Source organism: Streptomyces sp. DT224, assembly GCF_049844595.1.
In the GTDB taxonomy this organism is placed as follows: Bacteria; Actinomycetota; Actinomycetes; order Streptomycetales; family Streptomycetaceae; genus Streptomyces.
Map to the genome: position 1 here is coordinate 275,870 of NZ_JBNCLI010000001.1, position 21,631 is coordinate 297,500.

Here is a 21,631-nt window from a genome sequence, read left to right on the forward strand (position 1 = left end):
GGCGGCCCCCCCGGTCCCGGCCGTCACGAGGCCGGGGCCGAGGAGGCCCCGTACCCCTCGTCCGAGCCGTCCGTCGCGCCGTCGGGCAGCTCCGGGCCCCGGTACGAGGAGAGCGGTGTGCCGTCCGGGTCGGGCCGGACCGCGCCCAGCACCGGGTTGGACGCCACGGGGGAGACCTTCACGCTGGTGCCGGGCCGGGGCGCCTGCACCACCAGGCCGTTGCCGATGTACAGCGCCACATGGGTCGCCTTCGGGAAGTAGACCACCAGGTCGCCCGGGCGCAGCGCGTTCATCGGGATCCTGGTCAGCAGGCGCCACTGCTCCTGCGAGGTGCGCGGGATGACGCGGCCGGCGTCGGCCCACGCCTGCGAGGTGAGCCCGGAGCAGTCGAACGAGTCCGGCCCCTCCGCGCCCCACACGTACGGCTTGCCGACCTGGCGGACCGCGTAGCGGACGGCCTCGCCGCCCTCGGCGGTCGGCGGCCGGGACGAGGAGAGCGCGCCGGAGGCCACCAGGGCGCTCTGGGCCCGGTCCGTGTTCTTCCGCTCCAGCCCGGAGACCTCGGCGAGCTGGTCCGCGGAGAGGGAGGCGAGTTTCGCCTCCACCTGTTTCAGCCGGGTCCGTACGGTGTCGCGCTCCTTCTTCTTCCGCGCGGCCAGGGTCCGCTGCTCGGCGAGCACCTTGCGGGACTCCTTCGCCAGCTCGTCGGCCCGCTTCTCGGCCGCGCCGAGCCGCCGCACGGCCGCCGCCCGCCCGGCGGCGAGCCGCTGGATGACCTGGCCCTGGGTCAGGGCGGCCTCGGGGTCGCGCATCAGCAGCAGCCGCAGATACGCGGAGAGCTCGGACCGGCCCTGGTACTGCTCGCGGGCCAGTCGGCCGGCGGCGTCACGGCCCTTGGCCAGCGAGCGACGCGCGGTGGCGAGGGCCGCGTCGAGCTTCTTCGCCTTCGCGGCCCGCTTCTTCAGCTCGGCCGTCGTGCCGTTGTAGGTCTCGGTGGCCTCTTCGGTCTGCTGATAGAGCTGCCGCAACTCGGTCAGCAGCCCGGCGGCCCCGCCGGCCGGTGTGCCGGAGGACCCGCCCGCGCCGGGCGAGGGGGCCGCCACGGCGGTGGCCGGTGAGACCACGACGACGGCGGCCAGGGCCGCCGAACCGAGGGAACGTACCAGGGTGCCCGACGACACGACATCACCTCCGGAACCGGGGCGAATCGTGCGACTACCCCATGAGTGAGCGCAATTCGTTCATACGCTCACCCGTGCGACGGGGCGATGCAAGAACCCACGGCCGTGGAGGGGCTCCGCCGCCTTCCGGATTCGCCCGGAAGGCGGCGGGCGGTGGGCCGGGCGGGTGCCGTCAGTCGACCGGGAACGCGTACACCGTGCGGCCGCGCCGGACGACCGCCGTCTTGTCGTACGCCAGCACCTGGTAGCCGGCCTTGACGGTCTCGCCGTCCGGGGCCTGGTTGCCGATGTCCTGGAACTTCCAGAGGCGCTTGCCGTCGGCGGCGGAGAAGGCGGTCACCTGACCGGGGTCGGCGGCGAGCACCGTGCTGCCCGAGCCGCTGACGGAGACCACGGGAGCCTTCTCGCCCGCCGCCTCCGTGGACCGGCGCCACTTCGGCTTCCCGGTCTTGGGGTCGAGCGCCCCCACTTCCTGGTTGCGGTTCGTGGTGTACAGCAGGTCGCCCGAGGGAAGGGACGCCCCGAAGACGGAGCCGCGGGTGCCCTTCAGGGTCCACTTCGCCTTGCCGTCCGGCGTCTCGAAGGCGCGCAGATTGGGGCCGTCCGCCGCGTAGATGGTGCCCTCCTCGTCGCCGACGGCCGCTCCGTCGAGGGCGACGTTCCCGAACCTGCGGCTCCACTGCGCCTTGCCGGTCTCACGGTCGAAGCTGCGGAAGACGCCCTTCTTCTTCGCGGCCTTCAGGGCGGCCGGGGCGAGCGTCCGGAAGTCCTGCCGTACGACGACGGCGTCCGGCCGGATCGCGATCAGCCGGAAGACGGGCGCGATCGGGCCCCGGCCGCTGGGCACCGGGGTCCGCCACAGCTCCTTGCGCTGCACGATGTCGTAGCCGAACAGGTAGGACTTGACGACCTGCCCGTCCTTGCCCGGCTTCTGGCCCTTCTTCGGCTCGGGGGCCTTCACGGTGGTCTTGTGCGAACCGGTGAACCAGATGGTCGGTCCGGCGGAACCGACGAGCGTACGGACCGAGAGGTCCGGGGCGTCCTGGAAGCCGTCGGCGTACGCCACCCGGTGGGCGACCTTGCCGTCCTTCGACGACAGCCACAGGAACTCCGACGGACCCGCGATGAAGCACAGGTCGTCGCCCGCCGCCAGGGCGGCCTGTCCCTTGGCTCCGTCGGCGTTCTCCCAGAGCCGGCGGCCGGTGCGCAGGTCGACGGCGCTCGCATGGCTCTCGTCGGTGAGGACCAGCAGACGGTTCTTCACGAGCGCGGCGGTGAGGGGCACCGGCTCGGACGCCGGGTGGTTGTAGATCCAGCGCGGCGTCGGGGCGACCCCCGCGACGCTGGGCCCGCCGGACGTCGGCGCCGGCTTCGGGTCCGGGCCGGGCTCGTCGTCGCCGGAGGTCAGCGCGTACAGCGTCCCGCCGCCGACCAGCAGCCCGGCCACGCCGCCCACCGCCCCGAACAGCAGCCCGCGTCGGCTGGGCCCGGACCGCCGGGGCTCGGCGGGCGGGGCGACGTTCGGGATGGGCGCGGGCGGCAGCGGCAGCGGCATCGGGGCGGGCTCGGCCGCCTGATGGGCGTACGGGTGCTGCGGCTGCGGGTACCCGTAGGCGGACTGGTCCGGCCACGGAGCCTGCGGCCCGGGCTGGACGGGCTGCCCCGGCTGCCCGATCGCTCCGAGCTGCGTGGTGCGGGTGTCCGGGAGGGCGGCGGACGCGTCGGGGACCGTGCCGCCCCCGGCGACCGTCGGCTGCTGCCACTCGGGCACCGGCGTCGACCGGTGCTGCGGCGGCACGGCGTCCTGTATGTCGGGCTCGGGCTCGGGCGCCGGCGGCTGAGGCGCGGGCGCGACGGCGTCCCACACGTCCCCGTACGACTTCGGGGCGTGCGGGCCCCGGGCGCCCGAGGGGTTCTGGTCGGACGCCGGATACTGATCGGACACGGGGTTCTCCACAGACGCGTTCTTCATGGACACGGAATTCTCGGGCGCGGCCGCAAGCCGCCCGGCCCGGACGCCCTGCTCGGCCACCGCCGCCGCCGGCCCCTCCGGGAGCCAGCCGCCCGCGGCCAGGGCCGCCGCGCCCTCCAGGGCGAGTTCGGCGGCCACCGTGCCCGCCGTGGGCCGGTCGGCCGGGTCCTTCGCCAGGCAGCGGGCGATCAGGTCGCGCAACTCGTCGGGGACCCCGCCCAGTTCCGGGGCGGCCTGCGCGATGCGTTCGGCGGCCTCGGCCGGGGGGCCGTCGGCCAGCGGGGTCGTCCCGGTCGCCGCGTAGGCGAGCAGCAGGCCGAGCACGAAGAGGTCGGAGGCCGGGCCCGCCTCCTCGCCCGCGAGCTGTTCGGGGGTCAGATAGCCGAGCCGCACGGAGAGCCGGCCACCCGGGCCCGCCGACGCCTCGGCCGCCGCGCCCAGCGGACCGAAGGCGGTGAGCCGGGGGCCGTCCTCGGCGAGCAGCACGGTCCCGGGCGCGAGGCCGTGCAGCACGGCGCCGGTGGCGTGGACCCGGGACAGGATCTCGGCGATGCCGGCGCCCAGTATCCGCACGGTACGCGCGGGGAGCGGCCCGGCGGCCTCTATGGCCTCGGCCAGGGTCAGCGCGGGGACGTACGGGGCGGCGGTCCACGGCGCGTCGGACCCGTCCGTGCGGGTCTCCAGCGGCTCGTCGACCCAGCCTCCGGCGAGCCGGCCCGCGAGGCGCGCCTCCGCGTCGAAGCGGTGGCGGAAGGCGGGCGAGGCGGCGAGCTCCGGCCGGGCGGCGGTGACCACGACGAGCTCGCCGGAGTCCGTACGGTGCGCGAGGCCGGGGTCCGTACCGTGCGCGAGGCCGGGGTCCGTACGGTGCGCGAGGTACTGCACCGCGGCGGCCGTCTCGCGCAAGCGGGCCAGCACGGTGTACGGACCGAAACGGCGTGGCTCGTCCTGACGCGGCGCCTCCATGGCGCATCCCCCCTTGTGACCGTCCCCGTCCGACCCCAGGGACCAGACGACCGATCTTAGGGCCTGCCGTCCCGCTGCCGTCTGCCGGGCGACGCCTGGCACGCACGCTCGCGGCGTTGCCGAAAAGCCCTAGTAGCTCCGCTACGAGGACTCCCCGGCGCCTTGCGATCGCAGGCACCAGACGCCGCCCGGCCGCCCTCCGGGCGACGACGGCAGCGGGACGGCAAGCCCTAATGGGGCGGTTCCGGCCGGTCACCGCCCGGCTTGGACCACGGCCACCGGGGCCGGTTCCGCTCGCGCCCGCCGGGGGCGTACTCGTAGATCCACCCCCGCTGGATGCCGAGCCGCTTCGTGTGACCGGCCGGGGTCCTGCGGTACGCGTACACCGTGGGGGGTCCGCCGGCCGCGTCCGGGACCGGGACCTCGTACCACTTGGGCGGATGGCCGGTCGCGCCGGTGAGGACGGGCAGGACCCGGCCGTCCAGCGGGCCGCCGACGAAGGCGGTGTTCTCGCTTCTCACCGGGCCAGTCTGACCGATCGGACGGACCGGTCCCGAACGGGCGGCGCGGACCCGCTCAATCCGGCGGCAGCAGATGCGCGGCGACGCGCGTCAGCGGGGCCAGCCGGTCCACCAGCCGCCCGGCCGGGCCCTCCACGGTCTCCAGCGGGAGCAGCGCGGCCACGGCGGCCGCGGTCTGCGGGTCCGAGGACGAGGTGACGGCCAGCAGGCCGATGAACTGGTCGACCAGCCAGTCCCGCAGTTCGGCCGCGTCCGGCCGCTTGCCCTCGTCCAGCCAGATCAGCGAGGCCGCCTCGACCGCCGCGATCCAGGTGCGCACCATCATGCTCATCCGGGGCGCGGGTTCGCTGTGCCGGTCGTGGCCCAGGTGCAGCAGGATCTGTTCGGCCGCCGCGCGGCGCACCTCGTCCACGATGGTGGTCGTCCGGGAGGTCTCGGCGACGCTGCCGCCCCGGAGCAGGGCGCTGAATCCGGCGTCGTGCTCGTCCACGAAGGCGAGGTAGCGGTCGAGGACGCGGGTCACCCGCTCGGTCGGCGGGCCCTCGGCGGGCTCGGCGAAGCACAGTTTCAGCTGCTCGGCCGCCGAGCGGAGCGCCGCCTCGTACAACTGCTGCCGTCCGCCCGGGAAGTAGCGGTACACCAGCGGGCGCGACACCCCGGCCACGGTCGCGACCTCGTCCAGCGAGACCTCGTCGGGGGGCCGGTGCGCGAAGAGCGTGAGCGCCGCGCCGAGCAGCTGGGCGCGGCGCTCCTCGACGCTGAGTCTTCGGTACGCGCGGCCGGTCGGCGCGGTGGCGGCAGGGGTCATGGCCCCCAGACTAAGGGCTGTCACCGTCACGCCAGCAGGCCCGAGCTCTTCCAGAGCCGGCGCCCCACACCGTTCAGGACGCCGATGTCCTCGAAGAAGTCGGTCAGCCGCTTGGCGCCCGTCTGCATGACCTCCGTCCGGTGCCCGCTGGCCTTCACCTGGGCGACCGCCTCGTGGCGGTCCAGCCCCACGTTCTCGTACACCTGCGGGTTGATGAAGCAGACGGAGAAGACCCGGGCGGCCTGTCCGCAGCTGACGCGGGCCAGTTCGCGTTCCCAGCGGGGCGCGGTGACCATCTGGCGACGCAGCTCCTCGCGGGCGTAGCGGACGTGCCGCGCCTCCTCGATGACGTGGATGCGGGTCACGCCGCGCACCAGGGGCTGGACGCGCTCGTCGGGGAAGGTCAGCCGCTGCATCCAGTCGAGGATCTCCTCGCCGAGGAGCGTCCCGGCGAACGAACCGGGGGTCGTGGAGACGCTCTTCAGGACGCGCGCCATGTTGTGGTAGCGGCGCGGCACGGTGTACGTGGGCCCGCCGCCCCAGGTGATCATGCGGCCGAACATCATCGAGTGCCGGCACTCGTCGGCGATCTCGGTGAGCGCGTAGCGGACGTGGTTGCTGGTCGGGGGCTTGTCGTAGACGTGCCGTACGAGCAGCTGCATGAGGATGATCTCGAACCAGATGCCGAGCGAGGCGAGCGAGGCGGCCTCGTGCCGGGCCAGTTCCTGCCGCTGGTCGTGCGACATGCGCTTCCACAGCGGGGTGTCGTAGAGCGAGACCAGCTCGGGCGGCCAGAACCACTTGCCGTCCTCCGGCAGCGCGTCCCAGTCGAGCTCCTTGTCCGGGTCGAAGGAGTGCTTGGCGGACGCCTCCAGGAGCCGTTCGGCGATCTGCTCGCGGCCGCGCAGCGGGCCGAGTGCGTCGCGGAGCGCCTGCAGGTCGCTTGTCGTCACGGTCGTCATCGCGGAGGCACCTCACCCATGGGTTACCGACGGTCACCCACTATGAGACGGCTTGTCAGCAAGCCCGTCAATCCCTTGTGTGCGACTTGTTGACCACGCGTCTACCAACGTGTGAACCTGCCAACTGAGCGGGGAGCCCGCCGACTTCCCGGCAGTCGCGAGGCGAAGGAGCCGTACGTGTCGACCCACGACCTCTACACCACCGCCCCCGAGGAACCGCTGTGGACCGTGCCGGCGACCGGCGCCGCCCGCTTCAGCTGGGACTACGACGACGGCCGCGAACGCCTTCTCGCCCTGTACCAGAAGGGCAAGGACAAGCAGTGGGACGGCAACAAGCGCATCGACTGGAGCCTGGAGGTCGACCCCGCCGACCCGCTCGGCACCCCCGACGAGGCCCTGACCCTGTACGGCACCCCGCACTGGGCGCGGATGACCGAGAAGGACCGGGGCGAGCTGCGCAAGCACTACACCTCCTGGCAGTTCAGCCAGTTCCTGCACGGCGAGCAGGGCGCGATGATCTGCGCCGCCCGCATCGTGGAGGCCGTCCCCGACCTGGACGCCAAGTTCTACTCCGCGACCCAGGCCATGGACGAGGCCCGGCACGCGGAGATCTACGGCCGGTTCCTGCACGAGAAGATCGGGATGCTCTACCCGGTCAACAACAGCCTTCAGAGCCTGCTCGGCGACACCCTGCGCGACTCCCGCTGGGACATGCCCTACCTCGGCATGCAGGTCCTCATCGAGGGCCTGGCGCTGGCCGCGTTCGGCATGATCCGGGACACCACCACCAAGCCGCTGCCCAAGCAGATACTCGCCTACGTCATGCAGGACGAGGCCCGCCACGTCGCCTTCGGGCGAATGGCGCTGCGTGACTACTACAAGCAGCTCAGCGACGCGGAACGGCGCGAGCGCGAGGAGTTCGTCATCGAGGGCTGCTACCTGATGCGCGACCGGCTCAGCGGGGTCGAGGTCCTGGAGAACTTCGGCGTCGGCGGGCAGGAGGCGAAGGAACTCTCCGAACACTCCGAGTTCCTCCAGCTCTTCCGTAAGCTCCTGTTCAGCCGCATCGTCCCGTGCGTCAAGGACATCGGCCTGTGGGGCGAACGGCTCCAGAAGGCGTACGTCGACATGGGCGTCCTCGAACTCGGCGACTCCAACCTCGACCTGCTCATGGCCCAGGACGAGGAGATCGCCGAACAGCTGGACAAGGACCGCTTCGAGGCGGAGGAGCGGGCCAGGGTGGCCGAGGTGGCCGAGGCGATCGCACAGGGCGGGGCGGATGGGGCGGAAGTCTGACGGCGGCCGCGCGGCCGTCCACGCGGCGGTCGCGGCCCGGCTCGCCCTGCTGAGCGACCGCCGCATCGGCCGGGAGGTCGCCGCGGCGGCCCCGCTGGGTTCCGGCATGGGCGGCAGGGCGGCGGAGCTGGACGTCGACGGCACCCGCGTCTTCGTGAAACGGGTGCCCCTCACCGACCTCGAACTGCGCCCGGAACACGTCCGGTCCACGGCCAACCTCTTCGGGCTGCCGGTGTTCTACCAGTACGGGATCGGCTCGGCCGGGTTCGGCGCGTGGCGGGAACTGGCCGCGCACATCCTCACCACGCACTGGGTCCTCGGCGGCGCCCACCCGGACTTCCCCCTGATGTACCACTGGCGGGTCCTGCCCGACACCCCGCCGCAGGGGTACGTGGACGAGTTCGGCGGCATCGAGGGCGCCGTGGCCCACTGGGAGGGCCACCCCGCCGTGCGCACCAGGCTGGAGGCCATCGGCCGGTCCACCGCGAGCCTGGTCCTCTTCCTGGAGCACGTACCGCACACCCTGGGGTCCTGGCTGGCCGAACACCGCGCCGCCGCCGCGCGGGGCGGCGAGGCTCCGCCGTACGCCCGGATCGACGCGGCCCTGGCGCGCGGCGCGGACTTCATGAGTGCTCAGGGATTCGTGCACTTCGACGCCCACTTCCGCAACGTCCTGACCGACGGCCGGTCGGTCCGCTTCGCCGACTTCGGCCTGGCGCTCAGCTCCGCGTTCGAACTCTCCGCCGAGGAGTCCGCGTTCCTGGCAGCCCATCTCGCGTACGACCGCCACTACGTCGCCGGCCACCTGCTGCGCCACCACCTGTCCGACGAGGTGTACGACGCCGCGTTCCTCCGCACCTGGCTCACCGGCACCCGCCCCGCCGGCGTACCCCCCGAAGCCGCCGCCCTCCTCGACCGCCACGCCCCGGGCGCTCTCGCCCTGGACGCCTTCCACCACCGCCTCCTGACGGAGAGCAGGCGCACGCCGTACCCGTCCGCCGCGATCGAGGAGGCGGCGGGGCGGTGACCCTACGCGGGCCGCTCCATGCAGACCAGGTCCGTGCGGTCGTCCCACGACGGTACGGCGGTGAAGCCGAGGCGTTCGTAGAGCGCGACGGCCCCGGTGCGCCACCGCCAGACCGAGAGCCGCACGGTGCGCGCGCCCGCACGCCGGGCCTCCTCCAGGGCGGCGCCGAGCAGCGCGGAGGCCACGCCCCGGCCGCGCGCGGCGGGGTCCGTCCACAGCCGCTTGATCTCCGCCGCCCCGCCGACCGGGCCGGTGACCACGACGCACCCCACCGCCGCACCGCCGTCCCGGGCGACGAGCACGGTGGCGTCCGCGAACGCGCGGTCCGGGGCCTCGGTCTCCAGCCGGTAGCGGTCCGGCAGCCCGGACGCGTCCGCGACGGGCACGCCCTTCTCCGCCTCCGTGCACAGGTGGTAGGCGGTGAGCAGCGCGGCCAGGCCGGGCACGGAGTGCAGGGAGCCGGGCGGCGGGCAGTCCACGGAGAGGGGGCGGTCGTTCATGGCCCGAGAATCGCACGGCACCGCACCGGACCTCCGGCCGGGCAGGCCCCGGGAGCCGTGGCGCGCGCATGCCGTAGCTTGTGCGCCATGAGCATGCCCCCGCCGCCGCAGGACCCTTACGGTGCACCCCAGGGCCCCTACGGCCCGCCGCAGCCCCAGCCGAATCCGTACGCCCAGCAGCAGCCCTGGGGAGCCCCGCAGGGGCCCGCGCCCCAGCCGTGGGGGGCTCCGCCCGGCGGGCCCGGGTTCCCGCCCGCCCGGCGGACCCGGCCCGGGGTGATCGCGGCGGTCGTCGTCGGGGCACTCCTGGTGGCGGGCGGCGTCGTCTTCGGCGTCGTACAGCTGGGGGACAAGGCCGACGACAAACTGCCGGTGTCCAGCGGGTCCAGCGGGTCCAGCGGGTCCGGCGGGTCCGGCGGGTTCCCGGCGGCCGAGTACCGGCTGACCGTGCCGAAGACGCTCCTGGAGGGGGAGTACACCCTCCAGGAGGACACCTCGGCGACGGACGGCAAGGACATCGAGGACACGTACGACCCGACCGTCCGCGACCCCAAGGCCGTGGTCACGCAGTACGCGTCGAAGGACGGCGGGACGCTGATCGTCTCCGGGATGTGGGGGCGCATCAAGAAGCCCGAGTTCTCCCGCGACACGATCCTCAAGGGGGCCGCCGGGACCGAGGGGATGACCGTGGCGGTGCCCGCGCGGGAGTTCACGCCCGAGGGCTACGGGATCACCGTCGCCTGCGAGGTCGTCCGCTCCGAGGACGGCGGCATCACCAGCACGCTGCCCATGTGCGCGTGGGGCGACGACAACACCGCGTCCTTCGTCGCCGTCGTCACCGCCGAGACCGCGCTCCAGGACCCCGACGAGGTCGACCTCGCCGAGGCGGCGCGCCAGGCGGCCCAGGTCCGCAAGGAGATGCGCAAGCCGATCGGGGCCGGGGCGGCCGGCTGACCGGCCGTTACTCCGAGACCTCGATGATCTTCCCGTCCTTGTCGAGGGTGTGCTCGTTCCAGTACGTCCACCACGTGTCGTCCACGTGCTCAGGGACCTTGCCCTCGGGGTAGCGGGCGTACCCCTTGGGCGGCTCCTCGCCGTCCTTCACGCACGCACTCCCGGTGCTGCCGACGTACAGCACCGGGTACTCGCCGCCGGAGCAGACCGCGTCCGCCGTCGAGCAGGCGGACGTGAGCAGCGCGAACACCGCGCCGGCGGAGGCGAGGGCGGCGGTGGTCCGCAGGGGGCGGGGGCGACGGGTCGTACGCATCGTGGGACTCCTTCAGCAGGTGGCTGTCGGAGTCCAGGCTGCCTCCCGGGAGCCGGGCCGCCCTGAGTACACGTACTCATCCACGGGGTTCGCGTACGTGTGCGAACGGCACACCCGGCCCCGAAAGCGCCCGCTCCGCCGCCCCCGCCGCGCCCAGCAGTTCCGCGTCCCGCCCCCGGGCGGCCACCAGGTGCAGCCCCACCGGGCAGCCGTCACCGGTGACTCCGGCCGGCACGCTCGCCGCCGGATGGCCGCTCAGGTTGAACGCCCAGGTCAGCGCCGTCGAGAAGGTGTCGCCCGGACCCGCGTGGCCGTGCGGGCGGGTCGGCGTGACCGGCGTCAGGAGCAGCGGCGTCCGGGCGAAGAAGGCGTCCAGGCGGCGGTCGTTCTCGGCGCGCACCTCCGCCTCCGGCGGCCGTACGTCCCCGCCGCGCACGGCGAACCAGGCCGACTTCGGGTCCAGCAGATCGCAGCCGCCCCCGGTCAGCCGCACGACCCCGGCCGCCTCCAGCCGCCGCACCGCGCCCCGCACCACGGCCGCCACCTCCGGCTCGGTCTCCGCGAAGCCCAGGTCCGGGCTGTAGGCGGCAGACAGCGGCAGCGGGGGAGGGGCCGGGGCGTAACCGTCCAGGACGCACCGCAGATACGTCTCCGCCTCCGCCGCCGACGCCGCCAGCACCCCGGCCGAGGCGAGCCCCGACCGGTCCGGCGAGGGCAGCAGGCCGTTCGTCGTCTTCAGGCCGAACACCCCGCACCAGGCGGCCGGGATGCGCACCGACCCCGCCCCGTCGCTGCCCGTCGCCAGCGGCACCAGGCCCGCCGCGACCGCCGCCGCCGAGCCCGCCGACGAACCTCCCGGGGTCCGGTCCGCGCGCCAGGGGTTGACGGTCCGCCCGTGCCGGCCGAGGCCCCACGTCTGCCAGTACGTCCCCGGACCGGGCACGGAGGTCGAGCCGACCGGCACCCCGCCGGCCGCGATCAGCCGGCGCGCCGCGTACGAGCGGATGCCGGTGCGGCCCTTCACCGCGAAGGGGAGCCCGGCCAGCGGCAGCCGGGACGCGGCGGGGAGCCGGGCGAGCGCGTCCTCGGGCCAGACGTCGAGGAAGGCGCAGAGCCCGGGGTCCTCGCGGGCGATGGAGGCCAGCACCTCGCGCAGTTCCCCGGAATCCGTCACCCGTTCAGTCTTCCAGGGCCGCCTCCATCACGGCACGGGCGATCGGGGCCGCGCTGCCGCCGCCGCTGATGTCGGCGCGGTCGGCCTCGGCGTCCTCGACGACCACGGCGACCGCGACCGCCGGCCGGGCCGCGCCGTCGGCCTGCGCCCAGGAGATGAACCAGGCGTACGGCAGGTCGGAGTTGTCGACGCCGTGCTGGGCGGTGCCGGTCTTGCCGCCGACCGTCGCCCCGTCGATCGCCGCGTTGGTGCCCGTGCCGTCCTGGACGACGTCGACCATCATCTGCCGCAGTCGCGTCGCCGTCATCGGGTCCATCGCCCGGTGGTACGAGCGCGACCCCGTGGTGTGCACCGTGGCTCCGTCGTGCTTGGTCGTCCGCTCCACCAGGTGCGGGTACATCAGCTCCCCGCCGTTGGCGACGGCCGCCGCGACCATCGCCATCTGGAGCGGGGTCGCGGTGGTGTCGAACTGGCCGATCGAGGACTGCGCCAGCTGGTCGTCGCTCATCTCCGTGTCGAAGTTGCTCTTCGCCACCCCGGACGGGATCTTCAGACCGGTGTCGTTGAAGCCGAACCGCTCGGCCGCCGCCACCATCCCGTCGAGCCCGACCTCGACGCCGAGGTGCGCCATCACGGTGTTGCAGGAGACCCGGATCGCGTCCGCCAGCGACGCCTTCTCGCAGCCGCGCGCCTCGTTGGGCAGCACGGTCGAGGTGCCGGGCAGCACGTACGGGGACGGGGTGTCGGTCTCCGCGTCCGGGTCGGTGACGACCTCCGCGTCCAGCGCGGCCGCCGCCGTCACGATCTTGAACGTGGAGCCCGGCGGATAGGTCTGCCGGATCGCCCGGTTGAGCATGGGCCGGCTCTCCGCGTCGTTCAGCTCCCGCCAGGCACCGGTGGCGGACGCGCCGGTGCCGGACAGCCGCTCGGGGTCGTACGAGGGGGTCGAGACGAGCGCGAGGATGCGCCCCGTCGCCGGTTCGACGGCGGCGACCGCGCCCCGCCGGTTGCCGAGGCCCTCGTACGCGGCGCGCTGCATCGCGTCCCGGACCGTGGTCACGACGTCCCCGCCCGGCTGCCGGCTCCGGCTCACCTCGCCCCACAGGGGGAGCGGCGCGAGCAGCGGATCGGTGCCGGCGAGGAGGGAGTCCTCGGCGTTCTCGATGAGGGTGGTGCCGTACGTCTGCGAGGCGTACCCGGTCACCGGCGCGTACAGCGGCCCGTACCGGTAGGTCCGTTCGTACGCGAGCTGTTCGCCGGTGTCCTTCGAGCCGGTGACGGGCCGCCCGTCGACCAGGATGTTGCCGCGCCGTTGGTCGTAACGGGCGATTGTGTTGCGCCGGTTGGCCGGGTTGTCGTCCAGCGCGTCGGCCTCGAAGACCTGGACCCGGGCGGCGTTGGCCAGCAGCGCTACGAGCAGCAGCAGGCAGAACGCGGCGGCGTGCCGGATGTAGCGGATCACCGCTCGTCCTCCGCCCCGGGAGGCGCCGCGGGCACCGACGCCACGACGCCCGCCTCCGCCTCGTCCGGCGCCGGTCTGCGGGCGAGATCGCTGACCCGGATCAGCAGCGCCACGATGATCCAGTTGGTGACCACGGACGAACCGCCCTGCGCCAGGAACGGCATCGCCATCCCGGTCAGCGGGATCAGCCCCATCACCCCGCCCGCGATCACGAAGACCTGGAGCGCCAGGATCGAGGCGAGGCCGATCGAGAGCAGCCGCCCGAACGCGTCGCGCAGCGAGAGCCCCGCCCGGAAGCCGCGCGCCACCAGCAGCGCGTACAGCAGGAAGAGCGCGGTGAGCCCGGCGTACCCCAGCTCCTCGCCCGCCGTCGCCAGGATGAAGTCGGACTTCGCGGCGAACCCGATGAGCACGGAGTGGCCGAGCCCCAGCCCCGTACCGAGCATCCCGCCGGCCGCGAAGGCGAACAGCGACTGGGCGAGCTGGCCGGGACCGCGTCCGGCGTCGATCGAGGCGAACGGATCGAGCCAGTCCTGCACCCGGCTGTGCACATGCGGTTCGAACGAGCCGACGACGAACGCGCCGACCGCCGCGAGCAGCAGCCCCACCGCGATCCAGCCCCGGCGCCCGGTCGCCACGTACAGCAGGATCACGAAGAGGCCGAAGAACAGCAGCGAGGTCCCCAGATCGCGTTCCAGGACCAGGACGCCGACGCTGAGCAGCCAGATCGCCACGATCGGGCCGAGCACCCGCCCGGTGGGGAGCTGGAACCTCCAGACCTTGCGGCCGGTGTACGCGAGCGCGTTGCTGTTCGCCGCGAGATAGGCGGCGAAGAACACCGCGAGCAGGATCTTGGCGAACTCGCCGGGCTGGAAGGAGAAGCCGCCGACCCTGATCCAGATCTTCGCCCCGTTCACCGCCGGGAAGAAGATCGGCACGATCATCAGGACCAGCGCGGCGGCCACCGACACGTACGCGTAGCGCTGGAGGATCCGGTGGTCGCGCAGGAACACCACGACCGCGATGAAGAACGCGACGCCGATCGTGGACCAGATCAGCTGGGTCGTCGCCGCCCGGTCGCCCGGGGTCTCCAGGTCCAGCCGGTAGATCAGCACCAGGCCGATCCCGTTGAGCAGGACGGCGATGGGCAGCAGCAGCGGGTCGGCGTACGGGGCGCGGAGCCGTACCGCGAGATGCGCGAGCAGCGCGAGCAGGCCGAGCCCGCCGCCGTAGCCCGCGACATCGGGCGGGACCGCGTCGTCGTGCGCGAGGCCGACCGCGGCGTAGCCGTAGACGGAGATCAGGACGGCCCCGATGAGGAGCGAGAGTTCCACGCCGCGCCGCCGGGGCAGGCGCAGCTCGGGCGGGGGTGCGTCCGCCGTCGATGCGGTCATGCCCCGCAACGTAGCAAGACGCGGGTGTTATGTCGGTTATGTCGCGATGTGGAGGCGCCGTGGGCCGGGACTCACGGCACCTCCTCCGCGACCGGGCGCCCGGTCACTGCTGGTACGGGTTCTGCCCCGGCCCCGAAGGCCCCGAGGCGCCCGGCGCGTAGCCCTGCTGCGGCGCCTGGCCGAACGGGTTGCCGCCCTGCGAGGCCGCCTGCTGGGCCAGCAGCTGCTCGGCCTGCTCCTTGGGTATCCGCTGCTCGCCGCCGCAGAACGTGCACTGCGTGGCGTACGAGGTCGAGATCGGGAACAGCGGCACGAAGAACAGCGTGAACTTCGTGACCCGCTTGCGCAGCGTGTGCGCCGCCGGATTCCCGCACCAGCCGCAGACCAGCGTCAGGATGGCCAGCTGGTAGAGATAGCCTCGCGTGCCGAAAATGATCATGTCGGTTCCTTCCCCGTGTTCTCCGGGAGCGCCCGGCGGCAGAGCGCGAGCAGCTTTTCGTCGGTGTACGTGTCGTGGCTGCCGTAGGCGCCGTCCGGCGCGTTGTGACGGCGTACGGAGGTGAGCTCGGCGAGCAGCACACGTGCCGCGTCCGACCCTGCACCAGCGGGCCTCATCCGCGCCAGGCATTCCGCCACCCGGACCCGGGCCCGGTGGTTCTGCTCCCAGGCGGCCAGCAGCACCGGCAGGGACTCCTCGGCACGACCGGAAACCTCCCACAGAGCGATCGCCGCGTCCACCCTCACCCACAGGTTCCCGTCGCGCAGCAGTTCCCGCAGCCGGGGAGCGGTCGCCGCCGCCCGCCCGCCGAGCCGCCTCACCGCGACCGCCGCCGCCCGTCGCGCGTCCGCGTCCCAGGAGGCGAGACCCGCGATCAGCGCGGGCAGCACCGCGTCGGCGTCCCCTTCCACCGCCCACAGCGCCCCGGCCGCCTCGGCCGCCTCCGCCGTCCCGGTCCGCCGCAGCAGGGCCCGCAGCTCCGGTACGGCGCAGAGCGAGGCGGGCCCGAAGGCGGCGAGCGCCCGCAACGCCGCCGTACGCAGCCGCTCGCCCCCGGTGTCCGGGGCCTCGCACAGCACCCGCAGCACCTCCGGGGCCGCCGCGCCCGCCCGGAGCGCGGTGAGCGCGCGCAGCAGCGGGCCCACCCGGTCGTTCGCCCGCTCGTCGAGCACCGCCTCGCCCAGCCGCCGCTGCAACGCACCGGTCAGCGGCCGGGCCGCCTCGCCCAGGCGGGCGATCGCGGGCCCCACCTCGTACGGCACCAGGGGATGCGCGAGGGCCGCCGTCAGCGCCGGCAGGGCGCGCGGGTCGCCCAGCCGGGCCAGGGCCGTCGCCGCACTGCCCAGCCGGGTCCGCCCGTCCGGCCAGGTCCGCACCCAGGCCCCGGGGTCCGCCGCCACCCGCGCCGCCAGCGCGTCCGCCGCGGGGGCGGCCAGCCCGAACAGCCCCTCCAGCAGGTGCTCGGCGGCCTCGGCGAGCCTCGGCTGGGGTGCGGCCAGCTGCTCGCCCACCAGCCGCACCAGCTCCGCGTACGAGCCCCGCCAGCCGCCGATCAGCCGGTCGCTCATGCGGACGGCGTCGACGCGCTGCCAGGGGTCGGGACTGCGCAACTGGGCGGCCAGGAGCGCGGTCCGCTCGGCGACCCGGTCGTCCAGCCCGGCGTGCAGCGTGCGCAGCAGATCGGCGGTCCAGGGCGCGGCCCGCCCCGCCGTCTCCTCGGCGGACAGCGCCCGCACCTGCCCCCGCGGGGAGACCGGGACCGCCTCGGCGCCCGGCCCCGGCGGTTCGACGGGGCGCGCCCGGGTGCCGCCGGGGCCGGCGGGCGGGGTGCGCAGCTCGCCCAGCAGGCCCGTCACCACGGGCACCACGTCGTCCGGCAGCGAGCGCGGTGCGCAGCGCGCCAGCTGGGCCAGCGCCGCGAGCCGCAGCCCCGGCGGGCCCGTCTCCGCGACCAGCCGGCCGAGCCAGTCGGCGACCGGGCCGGCGAGCGGCCGGTGACGCAGGGCGAGCCGTCCCGCCGCCTCGACCAGGGCGAGCCGCACCTCCTCGTCCCGCTCCGCCGCCAGCCGCGCCCGCAGCAGGCCCAGCACCCTGGCCGGGTCGTCGTGCAGGGCGGCCAGCGCGAGCGGGGCGCTCAGCCGTACGCCCGGGTCGTCGTCGGCCAGCAGCGTGAAGAAGACCCTGGCGCCCGCGGTGACGGCCGCCGCGGCCATCGCGTAGTTGGCGGCGGCCTCCGCCTCGTCCTCGCCGATCTCCTCCTCGTCGTCCGCGCCGAGGTCGATGCCGCCGATGCTGGTCAGCAACTCGACTATGTCGCCCCGGTCCGGCACCCAGGGATCGGCGACCAGCTCGAAGAGGAAGGGGATGCAGGCGAGCGTGCACGGATAGACGTCGCCCTGGTGGTGCACCGCCCCGTACATCCCGTCCAGCGCCCGTTCGCGCTCCGCCGGGTCGGCGGAGGCCAGGCCCCGTAACAGCGCCGGCACGTCGTCCGCCGGTCCGTGGGCATGCCTCATCGAGGCCCAGTCGACCTCTTCGATTCCCGCGAACACGCCATCGCCTCCCCGCCGACGTCACACACGCAGTGTCTGCGCAGAGTGTGCACCACGGCTCGGACGATCCGACCGTGTGCGACGCGCTATTGCCCTGAGACATGACAAGAGTCGCGTGCGTACGGTAGGGGCGGGGCGGTACGTACGGCTAGGCCGGAAGCGGCCGTCCCTCGTCCGGGGCGCACAGCGGGGCGAGCAGGTCGCCGTGCCGGTCCAGCCGCGCCGCCATGTCGTCCGCCAGGAACACCAGGTCGCCGGGGGAGCGGCAGCCCTCGATCTCGTCCCAGGTGACCGGCGCCGAGACGGCCGGCTCGGCGCGGGCGCGCAGGGTGTAGGGCGTGGCGGTGGTCTTCGCGGCGGCGTTCTGGCTGAAGTCGACGAAGACCTTGCCCGGCCGCAGCGCCTTCCGCATCCGGTGCACCACCAGGCCGGCGAGCTCCCGCTCCGCCCGGACGGCGAGGCCCTTCGCGTACGCCGACACCGCCGCCGAGTCCGTGGGGACGATCGGGACCAGCAGATGCAGGCCCTTGGAGCCCGAGGTCTTCCCGTACGCCGTGAGGCCGTCCTCGGCCAGCCGCTCCCGCAGCCACAGCGCGACCCGGCAGCACTCGACCACCGTGGCGGGCGCCCCCGGGTCGAGGTCGAGGACCAGCCGGTCGGCCACCGCCGGGGTCTTCGCCCGCCACTGCGGGGTGTGGAACTCCACCACCAGGTTGGCGGCCCACATCAGCGAGGCGAGGTCCTGGACGACCACCTGTTCGGACGGCTCGCTCTCGCGGTGCGGCACCGGGGTCCGGTGTACCCAGGACGGAGTACCGGGGGGCGGGTTCTTGGTGAAGAACACCTGGCCCTCGTGCCCGTCCGGATAGCGCAGGAAGGACACCGGCCGGTCCCGCAGATGCGCGAGCAGCACCTCGGAGGCCGTGGCCGCGTAATAGTGCAGCACCTCGCCCTTCGTGGTGCCGGTGGCCGGATACAGCACCTTGTCCAGATTGCTCAGGGACAGCCGTCGCCCCTCCACCTCGGTGATCGGCGTCATACGATAAGAATCACACGCGAAACGTCTCTTTCTTCGTATGCACGGACTCAAGGGGTGAACCGGTGAGATCCATCTGGAACGGCGCCATCTCCTTCGGGCTGGTCAGCATCCCGATCAAGCTGGTCAACGCCACCGAGAACCACTCGATCTCGTTCCGGCAGATCCACGTCGAGGACGGCGGGCGCATCCGCTACCGCAAGGTGTGCGAGCTGGACGGGGAGGAGGTGACCTCCGCCGAGATCGGCAAGGCGTACGAGGACGCCGACGGCTCCATGATCCCGATCACCGACGAGGACCTGAGCCACCTGCCGCTGCCCACCGCGAAGACCATCGAGATCGTGGCCTTCGTCCCGGCCGACGCCATCGACCCGCTCCAGATGGACGCGGCCTACTACCTCTCGGCCAACGGGGTCCCGGCGGCCAAGCCGTACACCCTGCTGCGCGAGGCCCTGAAACGGAGCCGCAAGGTGGCCCTCGCCAAGTACGCGCTGCGCGGGCGGGAGCGGCTGGGCATGCTCCGGGTCGTGGACGACGTGATCGCCATGCACGGGCTGCTCTGGCCGGACGAGATCCGGGCCCCCGAGGGCGTCGCCCCGGAGTCCGACGTGACGGTGCGCGACGCCGAGCTGGACCTCGCGGACGCCCTCATGGACACCCTCGGTGACGTCGACATGGACTCGCTGCACGACGACTACCGGGAGGCGGTCGAGGAACTGGTCGCCGCGAAGGCGTCGGGCGAGGCGCCGGAACCGGCCGACAAGGGCGCCAAGGGGGGCGGCAAGGTCATCGACCTGCTCGCCGCCCTGGAGAGCAGCGTCAAGGCCGCCAAGGAGGCCCGGGGCGAGGAGGGGGACGAGGACAGCGGCGAGGGCGGGGAGTCCGTCGCGGACGTCCACTCCCTCAGCGACCGCAAGGCGTCCGGCACGTCCGGCAGGAAGACGGCCGCGGGCTCCGGGGGCGCCGCCAAGAAGTCCGCCTCCGCTCCGAAGTCCACCGGCGGCAAGAAGTCCACGGCGAGCGGTACGGGCAAGCAGGCGGCCAAGAAGACCGCCGCCAAGAGCACCACGAAGAAGACGGCCGCCAAGAAGACGACGGCGAAGAAGCAGAGCGGGTCGAAGAGCACGACGTCCCGCAAACGCGCCTCGGCCTGACGCCTGCCCGCACGAATGAACATGGGGCCGGTCCACCGAGAACGGTGGCCGGCCCCATGCCCCAGGGGGTGTACTGCCCCCTCGTCCCAGCGCCGGGCGCTCAGCGCCGGCGGTAGGAGCTCACATAACCGGCGGCCGGGGTGCCGACGCCCGTCACGTCGTCGTAGCCGCGCACGGCCGACAGCGAGGCGTCCTTGCCCAGGCTGCGCACGGTGGTCCGCAGGCCGTCCGCCGCGTCGACGCCGTTGACGTAGTCCACCCGGACCACGGCCAGGTCACGGTGCGCGCCCAGCGGGTGGTCGGTCACGTCGTGGTACGCCTTCGACTGGTACCGGGAGTAGATCGCCGGGTTGGCGAAACCGATCGGCCGGCCGTGCTGCGCCTGCTGCGCCAGGGCCTGGATGCCCGCGATGACCGGGGCCGCCAGCGAGGTGCCGCCGATGCGGTACTCGTCGTAGCCCAGCGAACCGTCGGGCAGGGTCTGGGTCTGGCCGACCAGGAAGCCGGTGTTCGGGTCGGCGACGGCCGCGATGTCCGGGGCGGTGCGCATCCGCGTCTTCCCGTTCGCCCGCGCCAGCGAGTCGGGCACGACCCCGCGCTGGTAGAACGGCTGCTCCACGGTGGAGCTGGTGCCGCCGCCCGCGCCCGAGGTGTACGCGCCGGGGAACCCTTGCCAGCTGCGCCCGTCCGCCGCCAGCGGGGCGTTGAGCGTGCCCCAGCCGGTCTCCCAGAGGTACGTGTCGCGCTTGCCGACCGCGAGCGCGGTGCCGCCGACCGAGGTCACCCAGGCCGAATTGGAGGGAACGTCGATCTGCTTGGTGCCGGTCGACGCGACGTTGTCGCCGTTGTCGCCGGAGGAGAAGTAGAAGCCGATGCCCTCGACCGCGCCCATCTTGAACACCTGGTCGTAGGCGAGCGCCAGGTCCGGGGTCTGGTTGGCCTCGACGTCGCCCCAGGAGTTGGAGACGATGTCGGCGAGGTGGTGGTCGACGACCTTGTTCAGCGAGTCCAGCAGGTCGTTGTCGTAGCAGGAGGCGCCGCCCACGTACACGATGCCGGCGTCGGGCGCGACCGCGTGCACGGCCTCGACGTCGAGGGTCTCCTCGCCGTACCAGCCGGACGCGCTGCACTCCTCGGTCTTCGTGTAGTCGTCGGGCAGCACCTGGCTCAACTGGCCGCGCTTGTACCCCGCGTCGCCGTTGCGCTTGGCGTACTCGGCGGCGTCCTTCGCGATGGTGGGCGAGGCGTACGCGTCGGTGATGGCGACGGTCACCCCCTTGCCGGTGTAGCTGCCGGCCCCGTACGCGGCGCGCAGCTGCTTGCCGGTGTAGCCCTTGACCGCGTACGGCGCCTTGGAACCGTACGCACTCGGCAGCGAGGTGGCCGTCTTCGAGCCGAAGTACGTGGAGAGCGGCCCGGAGTTGCGGAAGACCGCGTCCGGCGGCGGCAGCACGTCGTCGTGGCGCGAGGTGTGCGGGGCGTTGTCCAGGCCGGAGACGGCGAGCACGGCGTCGCCCAGCGCGGCGGGCACCGACGCGTTCGCGGCCGGGGCCCGGTAAGTGCGCCCGCCCTTGCGGTAGTTGCGCAGCTGGGTGCTGAACGCCTTCTCGGCGGCGGCGACCTCGCCGGTGGCCGAGACGTAGTGCTCGTTCGCCCCGGTGACCGTCAGCCCATTGGCCTCCAGCCACTCGCTGACCCGGTCGATCTGCTCCCGGGTGGCCCCGAAGCGGGCCTGCGCCTGCGCGGGGCTCAGGAACTTCCCGTACGAGGACGAGTCCGGGTCCGACACGGCGGCGGCGTAGGCGGCGAGGCCCTTGGCGTCCCGGCCCGCGAGGTGCACCCGGACGGACACCTTGGTGCTGTCGGTGGCAGCCCCCTGGTCGGCCGAGGCGGTGGCCCAGGACGGCTTGGTGCCCTGCAACGCGTCCCGGCCGCCATGGGCGGAGTCGGCGCTGGCGTCGGGTATCCCGAGGGCGAGCGCCCCGGCGAGCAGCGGCAGTGTCACTGCCATGCTCAGCCCGGAACGTCGTCCGGCGCGGCTGATTCTCAAAACAACAACCCCCTGCGATATGGGTCTCGCGTGCGGAGCATGTGCCGAATGAAGTGCACATGTAATGAGCCACTCTGGCGAGGAACGATTCATGCAGGGGGCATGCATTTGCCAAGACTCCGCCAAGCACCCGGGGTCGGTGACCGGTTCACCCCGAATCGCTGGGTAGATGATCATTGCGCCCCTCGCCGGGCCACCCGGTAAGGTGCGGAAGGCCGCGACTGGCGCGCACTCCTCGCGGGGTGCTCAGTGGAATCGACCACGAGGGAGCGGCACACCCCGGGCGCGCCCGGGGGCGTCACGCCGGAGAG

General features: G+C 73.6%; 18 protein-coding genes. 4 read left to right on the forward strand and 14 right to left on the reverse strand.

Annotated elements, in window-relative coordinates; genetic code table 11:
- Window positions 1-23: 23 nt before the first annotated feature.
- The 5 genes from ACLQ2N_RS01275 to ACLQ2N_RS01295 form a co-directional block, all read right to left on the reverse strand.
- Window positions 24-1,181, reverse strand: coding sequence for a C40 family peptidase (locus tag ACLQ2N_RS01275; protein WP_425808431.1), 1,158 nt, complete (start codon window positions 1,179-1,181; stop codon window positions 24-26).
- Window positions 1,182-1,353: 172 nt separating this feature from the next.
- Complete coding sequence (locus ACLQ2N_RS01280) at window positions 1,354-4,119, reverse strand: PQQ-binding-like beta-propeller repeat protein (protein ID WP_425808432.1); 2,766 nt, start codon at window positions 4,117-4,119, stop codon at window positions 1,354-1,356.
- Window positions 4,120-4,349: 230 nt separating this feature from the next.
- Window positions 4,350-4,640 (reverse strand): hypothetical protein, encoded by a 291-nt coding sequence (locus tag ACLQ2N_RS01285; protein ID WP_425808433.1) that lies wholly within the window; start codon window positions 4,638-4,640, stop codon window positions 4,350-4,352.
- 55 nt (window positions 4,641-4,695) lie between these two features.
- Window positions 4,696-5,448 carry a TetR/AcrR family transcriptional regulator gene (locus ACLQ2N_RS01290; RefSeq protein ID WP_425808434.1) on the reverse strand — a complete coding sequence of 251 codons (753 nt, stop codon included), beginning with the start codon at window positions 5,446-5,448 and terminating at the stop codon, window positions 4,696-4,698.
- A gap of 26 nt (window positions 5,449-5,474) precedes the next feature.
- A complete protein-coding gene (locus ACLQ2N_RS01295) occupies window positions 5,475-6,410 on the reverse strand; it encodes an AurF N-oxygenase family protein (protein ID WP_425808435.1) in 936 nt (311 codons plus the stop codon).
- 177 nt (window positions 6,411-6,587) lie between these two features.
- Between ACLQ2N_RS01295 and ACLQ2N_RS01300 the strand changes: the two genes are divergently transcribed.
- A complete protein-coding gene (locus ACLQ2N_RS01300; protein ID WP_425808436.1) occupies window positions 6,588-7,706 on the forward strand; it encodes a ferritin-like domain-containing protein in 1,119 nt (372 codons plus the stop codon).
- Window positions 7,690-8,733 carry a protein kinase family protein gene (locus ACLQ2N_RS01305; RefSeq protein WP_425808437.1) on the forward strand — a complete coding sequence of 348 codons (1,044 nt, stop codon included), beginning with the start codon at window positions 7,690-7,692 and terminating at the stop codon, window positions 8,731-8,733. Before ACLQ2N_RS01300 ends, ACLQ2N_RS01305 begins: the two co-directional genes overlap by 17 nt.
- 2 nt (window positions 8,734-8,735) lie before the next feature.
- On the opposite strand, the gene ACLQ2N_RS01310 is transcribed toward ACLQ2N_RS01305, so the two are convergent.
- On the reverse strand, window positions 8,736-9,233 hold the full coding sequence (locus tag ACLQ2N_RS01310) for a GNAT family N-acetyltransferase (RefSeq protein ID WP_425808438.1): 498 nt from the start codon (window positions 9,231-9,233) through the stop codon (window positions 8,736-8,738).
- Between the two features lie 87 nt (window positions 9,234-9,320).
- Between ACLQ2N_RS01310 and ACLQ2N_RS01315 the strand changes: the two genes are divergently transcribed.
- Window positions 9,321-10,187: a hypothetical protein gene (locus tag ACLQ2N_RS01315; protein WP_425808439.1), complete on the forward strand. Its 867-nt coding sequence runs from the start codon at window positions 9,321-9,323 to the stop codon at window positions 10,185-10,187.
- Window positions 10,188-10,194: 7 nt separating this feature from the next.
- On the opposite strand, the gene ACLQ2N_RS01320 is transcribed toward ACLQ2N_RS01315, so the two are convergent.
- From ACLQ2N_RS01320 to ligD, 7 genes are all read right to left on the reverse strand, one after another.
- On the reverse strand, window positions 10,195-10,500 hold the full coding sequence (locus tag ACLQ2N_RS01320; RefSeq protein WP_425808440.1) for an SCO0607 family lipoprotein: 306 nt from the start codon (window positions 10,498-10,500) through the stop codon (window positions 10,195-10,197).
- Between the two features lie 76 nt (window positions 10,501-10,576).
- On the reverse strand, window positions 10,577-11,674 hold the full coding sequence (locus ACLQ2N_RS01325) for an amidase family protein (RefSeq protein WP_425808441.1): 1,098 nt from the start codon (window positions 11,672-11,674) through the stop codon (window positions 10,577-10,579).
- Between the two features lie 4 nt (window positions 11,675-11,678).
- The gene (locus tag ACLQ2N_RS01330; protein WP_425808442.1) at window positions 11,679-13,136 is read right to left on the reverse strand and encodes a penicillin-binding transpeptidase domain-containing protein; all 1,458 of its coding nucleotides are present in this window, start codon (window positions 13,134-13,136) and stop codon (window positions 11,679-11,681) included.
- Complete coding sequence (locus tag ACLQ2N_RS01335) at window positions 13,133-14,530, reverse strand: FtsW/RodA/SpoVE family cell cycle protein (RefSeq protein ID WP_425808443.1); 1,398 nt, start codon at window positions 14,528-14,530, stop codon at window positions 13,133-13,135. Before ACLQ2N_RS01335 ends, ACLQ2N_RS01330 begins: the two co-directional genes overlap by 4 nt.
- Before the next feature lie 103 nt (window positions 14,531-14,633).
- Window positions 14,634-14,969 carry a zinc-ribbon domain-containing protein gene (locus ACLQ2N_RS01340; protein ID WP_425808444.1) on the reverse strand — a complete coding sequence of 112 codons (336 nt, stop codon included), beginning with the start codon at window positions 14,967-14,969 and terminating at the stop codon, window positions 14,634-14,636.
- Window positions 14,966-17,080 (reverse strand): PBS lyase, encoded by a 2,115-nt coding sequence (locus ACLQ2N_RS01345; protein WP_425808445.1) that lies wholly within the window; start codon window positions 17,078-17,080, stop codon window positions 14,966-14,968. Before ACLQ2N_RS01345 ends, ACLQ2N_RS01340 begins: the two co-directional genes overlap by 4 nt.
- Before the next feature lie 148 nt (window positions 17,081-17,228).
- On the reverse strand, window positions 17,229-18,119 hold the full coding sequence (ligD, locus tag ACLQ2N_RS01350) for a non-homologous end-joining DNA ligase (RefSeq protein ID WP_425808446.1): 891 nt from the start codon (window positions 18,117-18,119) through the stop codon (window positions 17,229-17,231).
- A gap of 62 nt (window positions 18,120-18,181) precedes the next feature.
- On the opposite strand from ligD, the gene ACLQ2N_RS01355 reads away from it, so the two are divergent.
- Window positions 18,182-19,270, forward strand: a complete 1,089-nt coding sequence (locus ACLQ2N_RS01355) for a Ku protein (RefSeq protein WP_425808447.1) — start codon at window positions 18,182-18,184, stop codon at window positions 19,268-19,270.
- Between the two features lie 100 nt (window positions 19,271-19,370).
- On the opposite strand, the gene ACLQ2N_RS01360 is transcribed toward ACLQ2N_RS01355, so the two are convergent.
- The gene (locus ACLQ2N_RS01360) at window positions 19,371-21,281 is read right to left on the reverse strand and encodes a S53 family peptidase (protein ID WP_425808448.1); all 1,911 of its coding nucleotides are present in this window, start codon (window positions 21,279-21,281) and stop codon (window positions 19,371-19,373) included.
- Window positions 21,282-21,631: the final 350 nt, after the last annotated feature.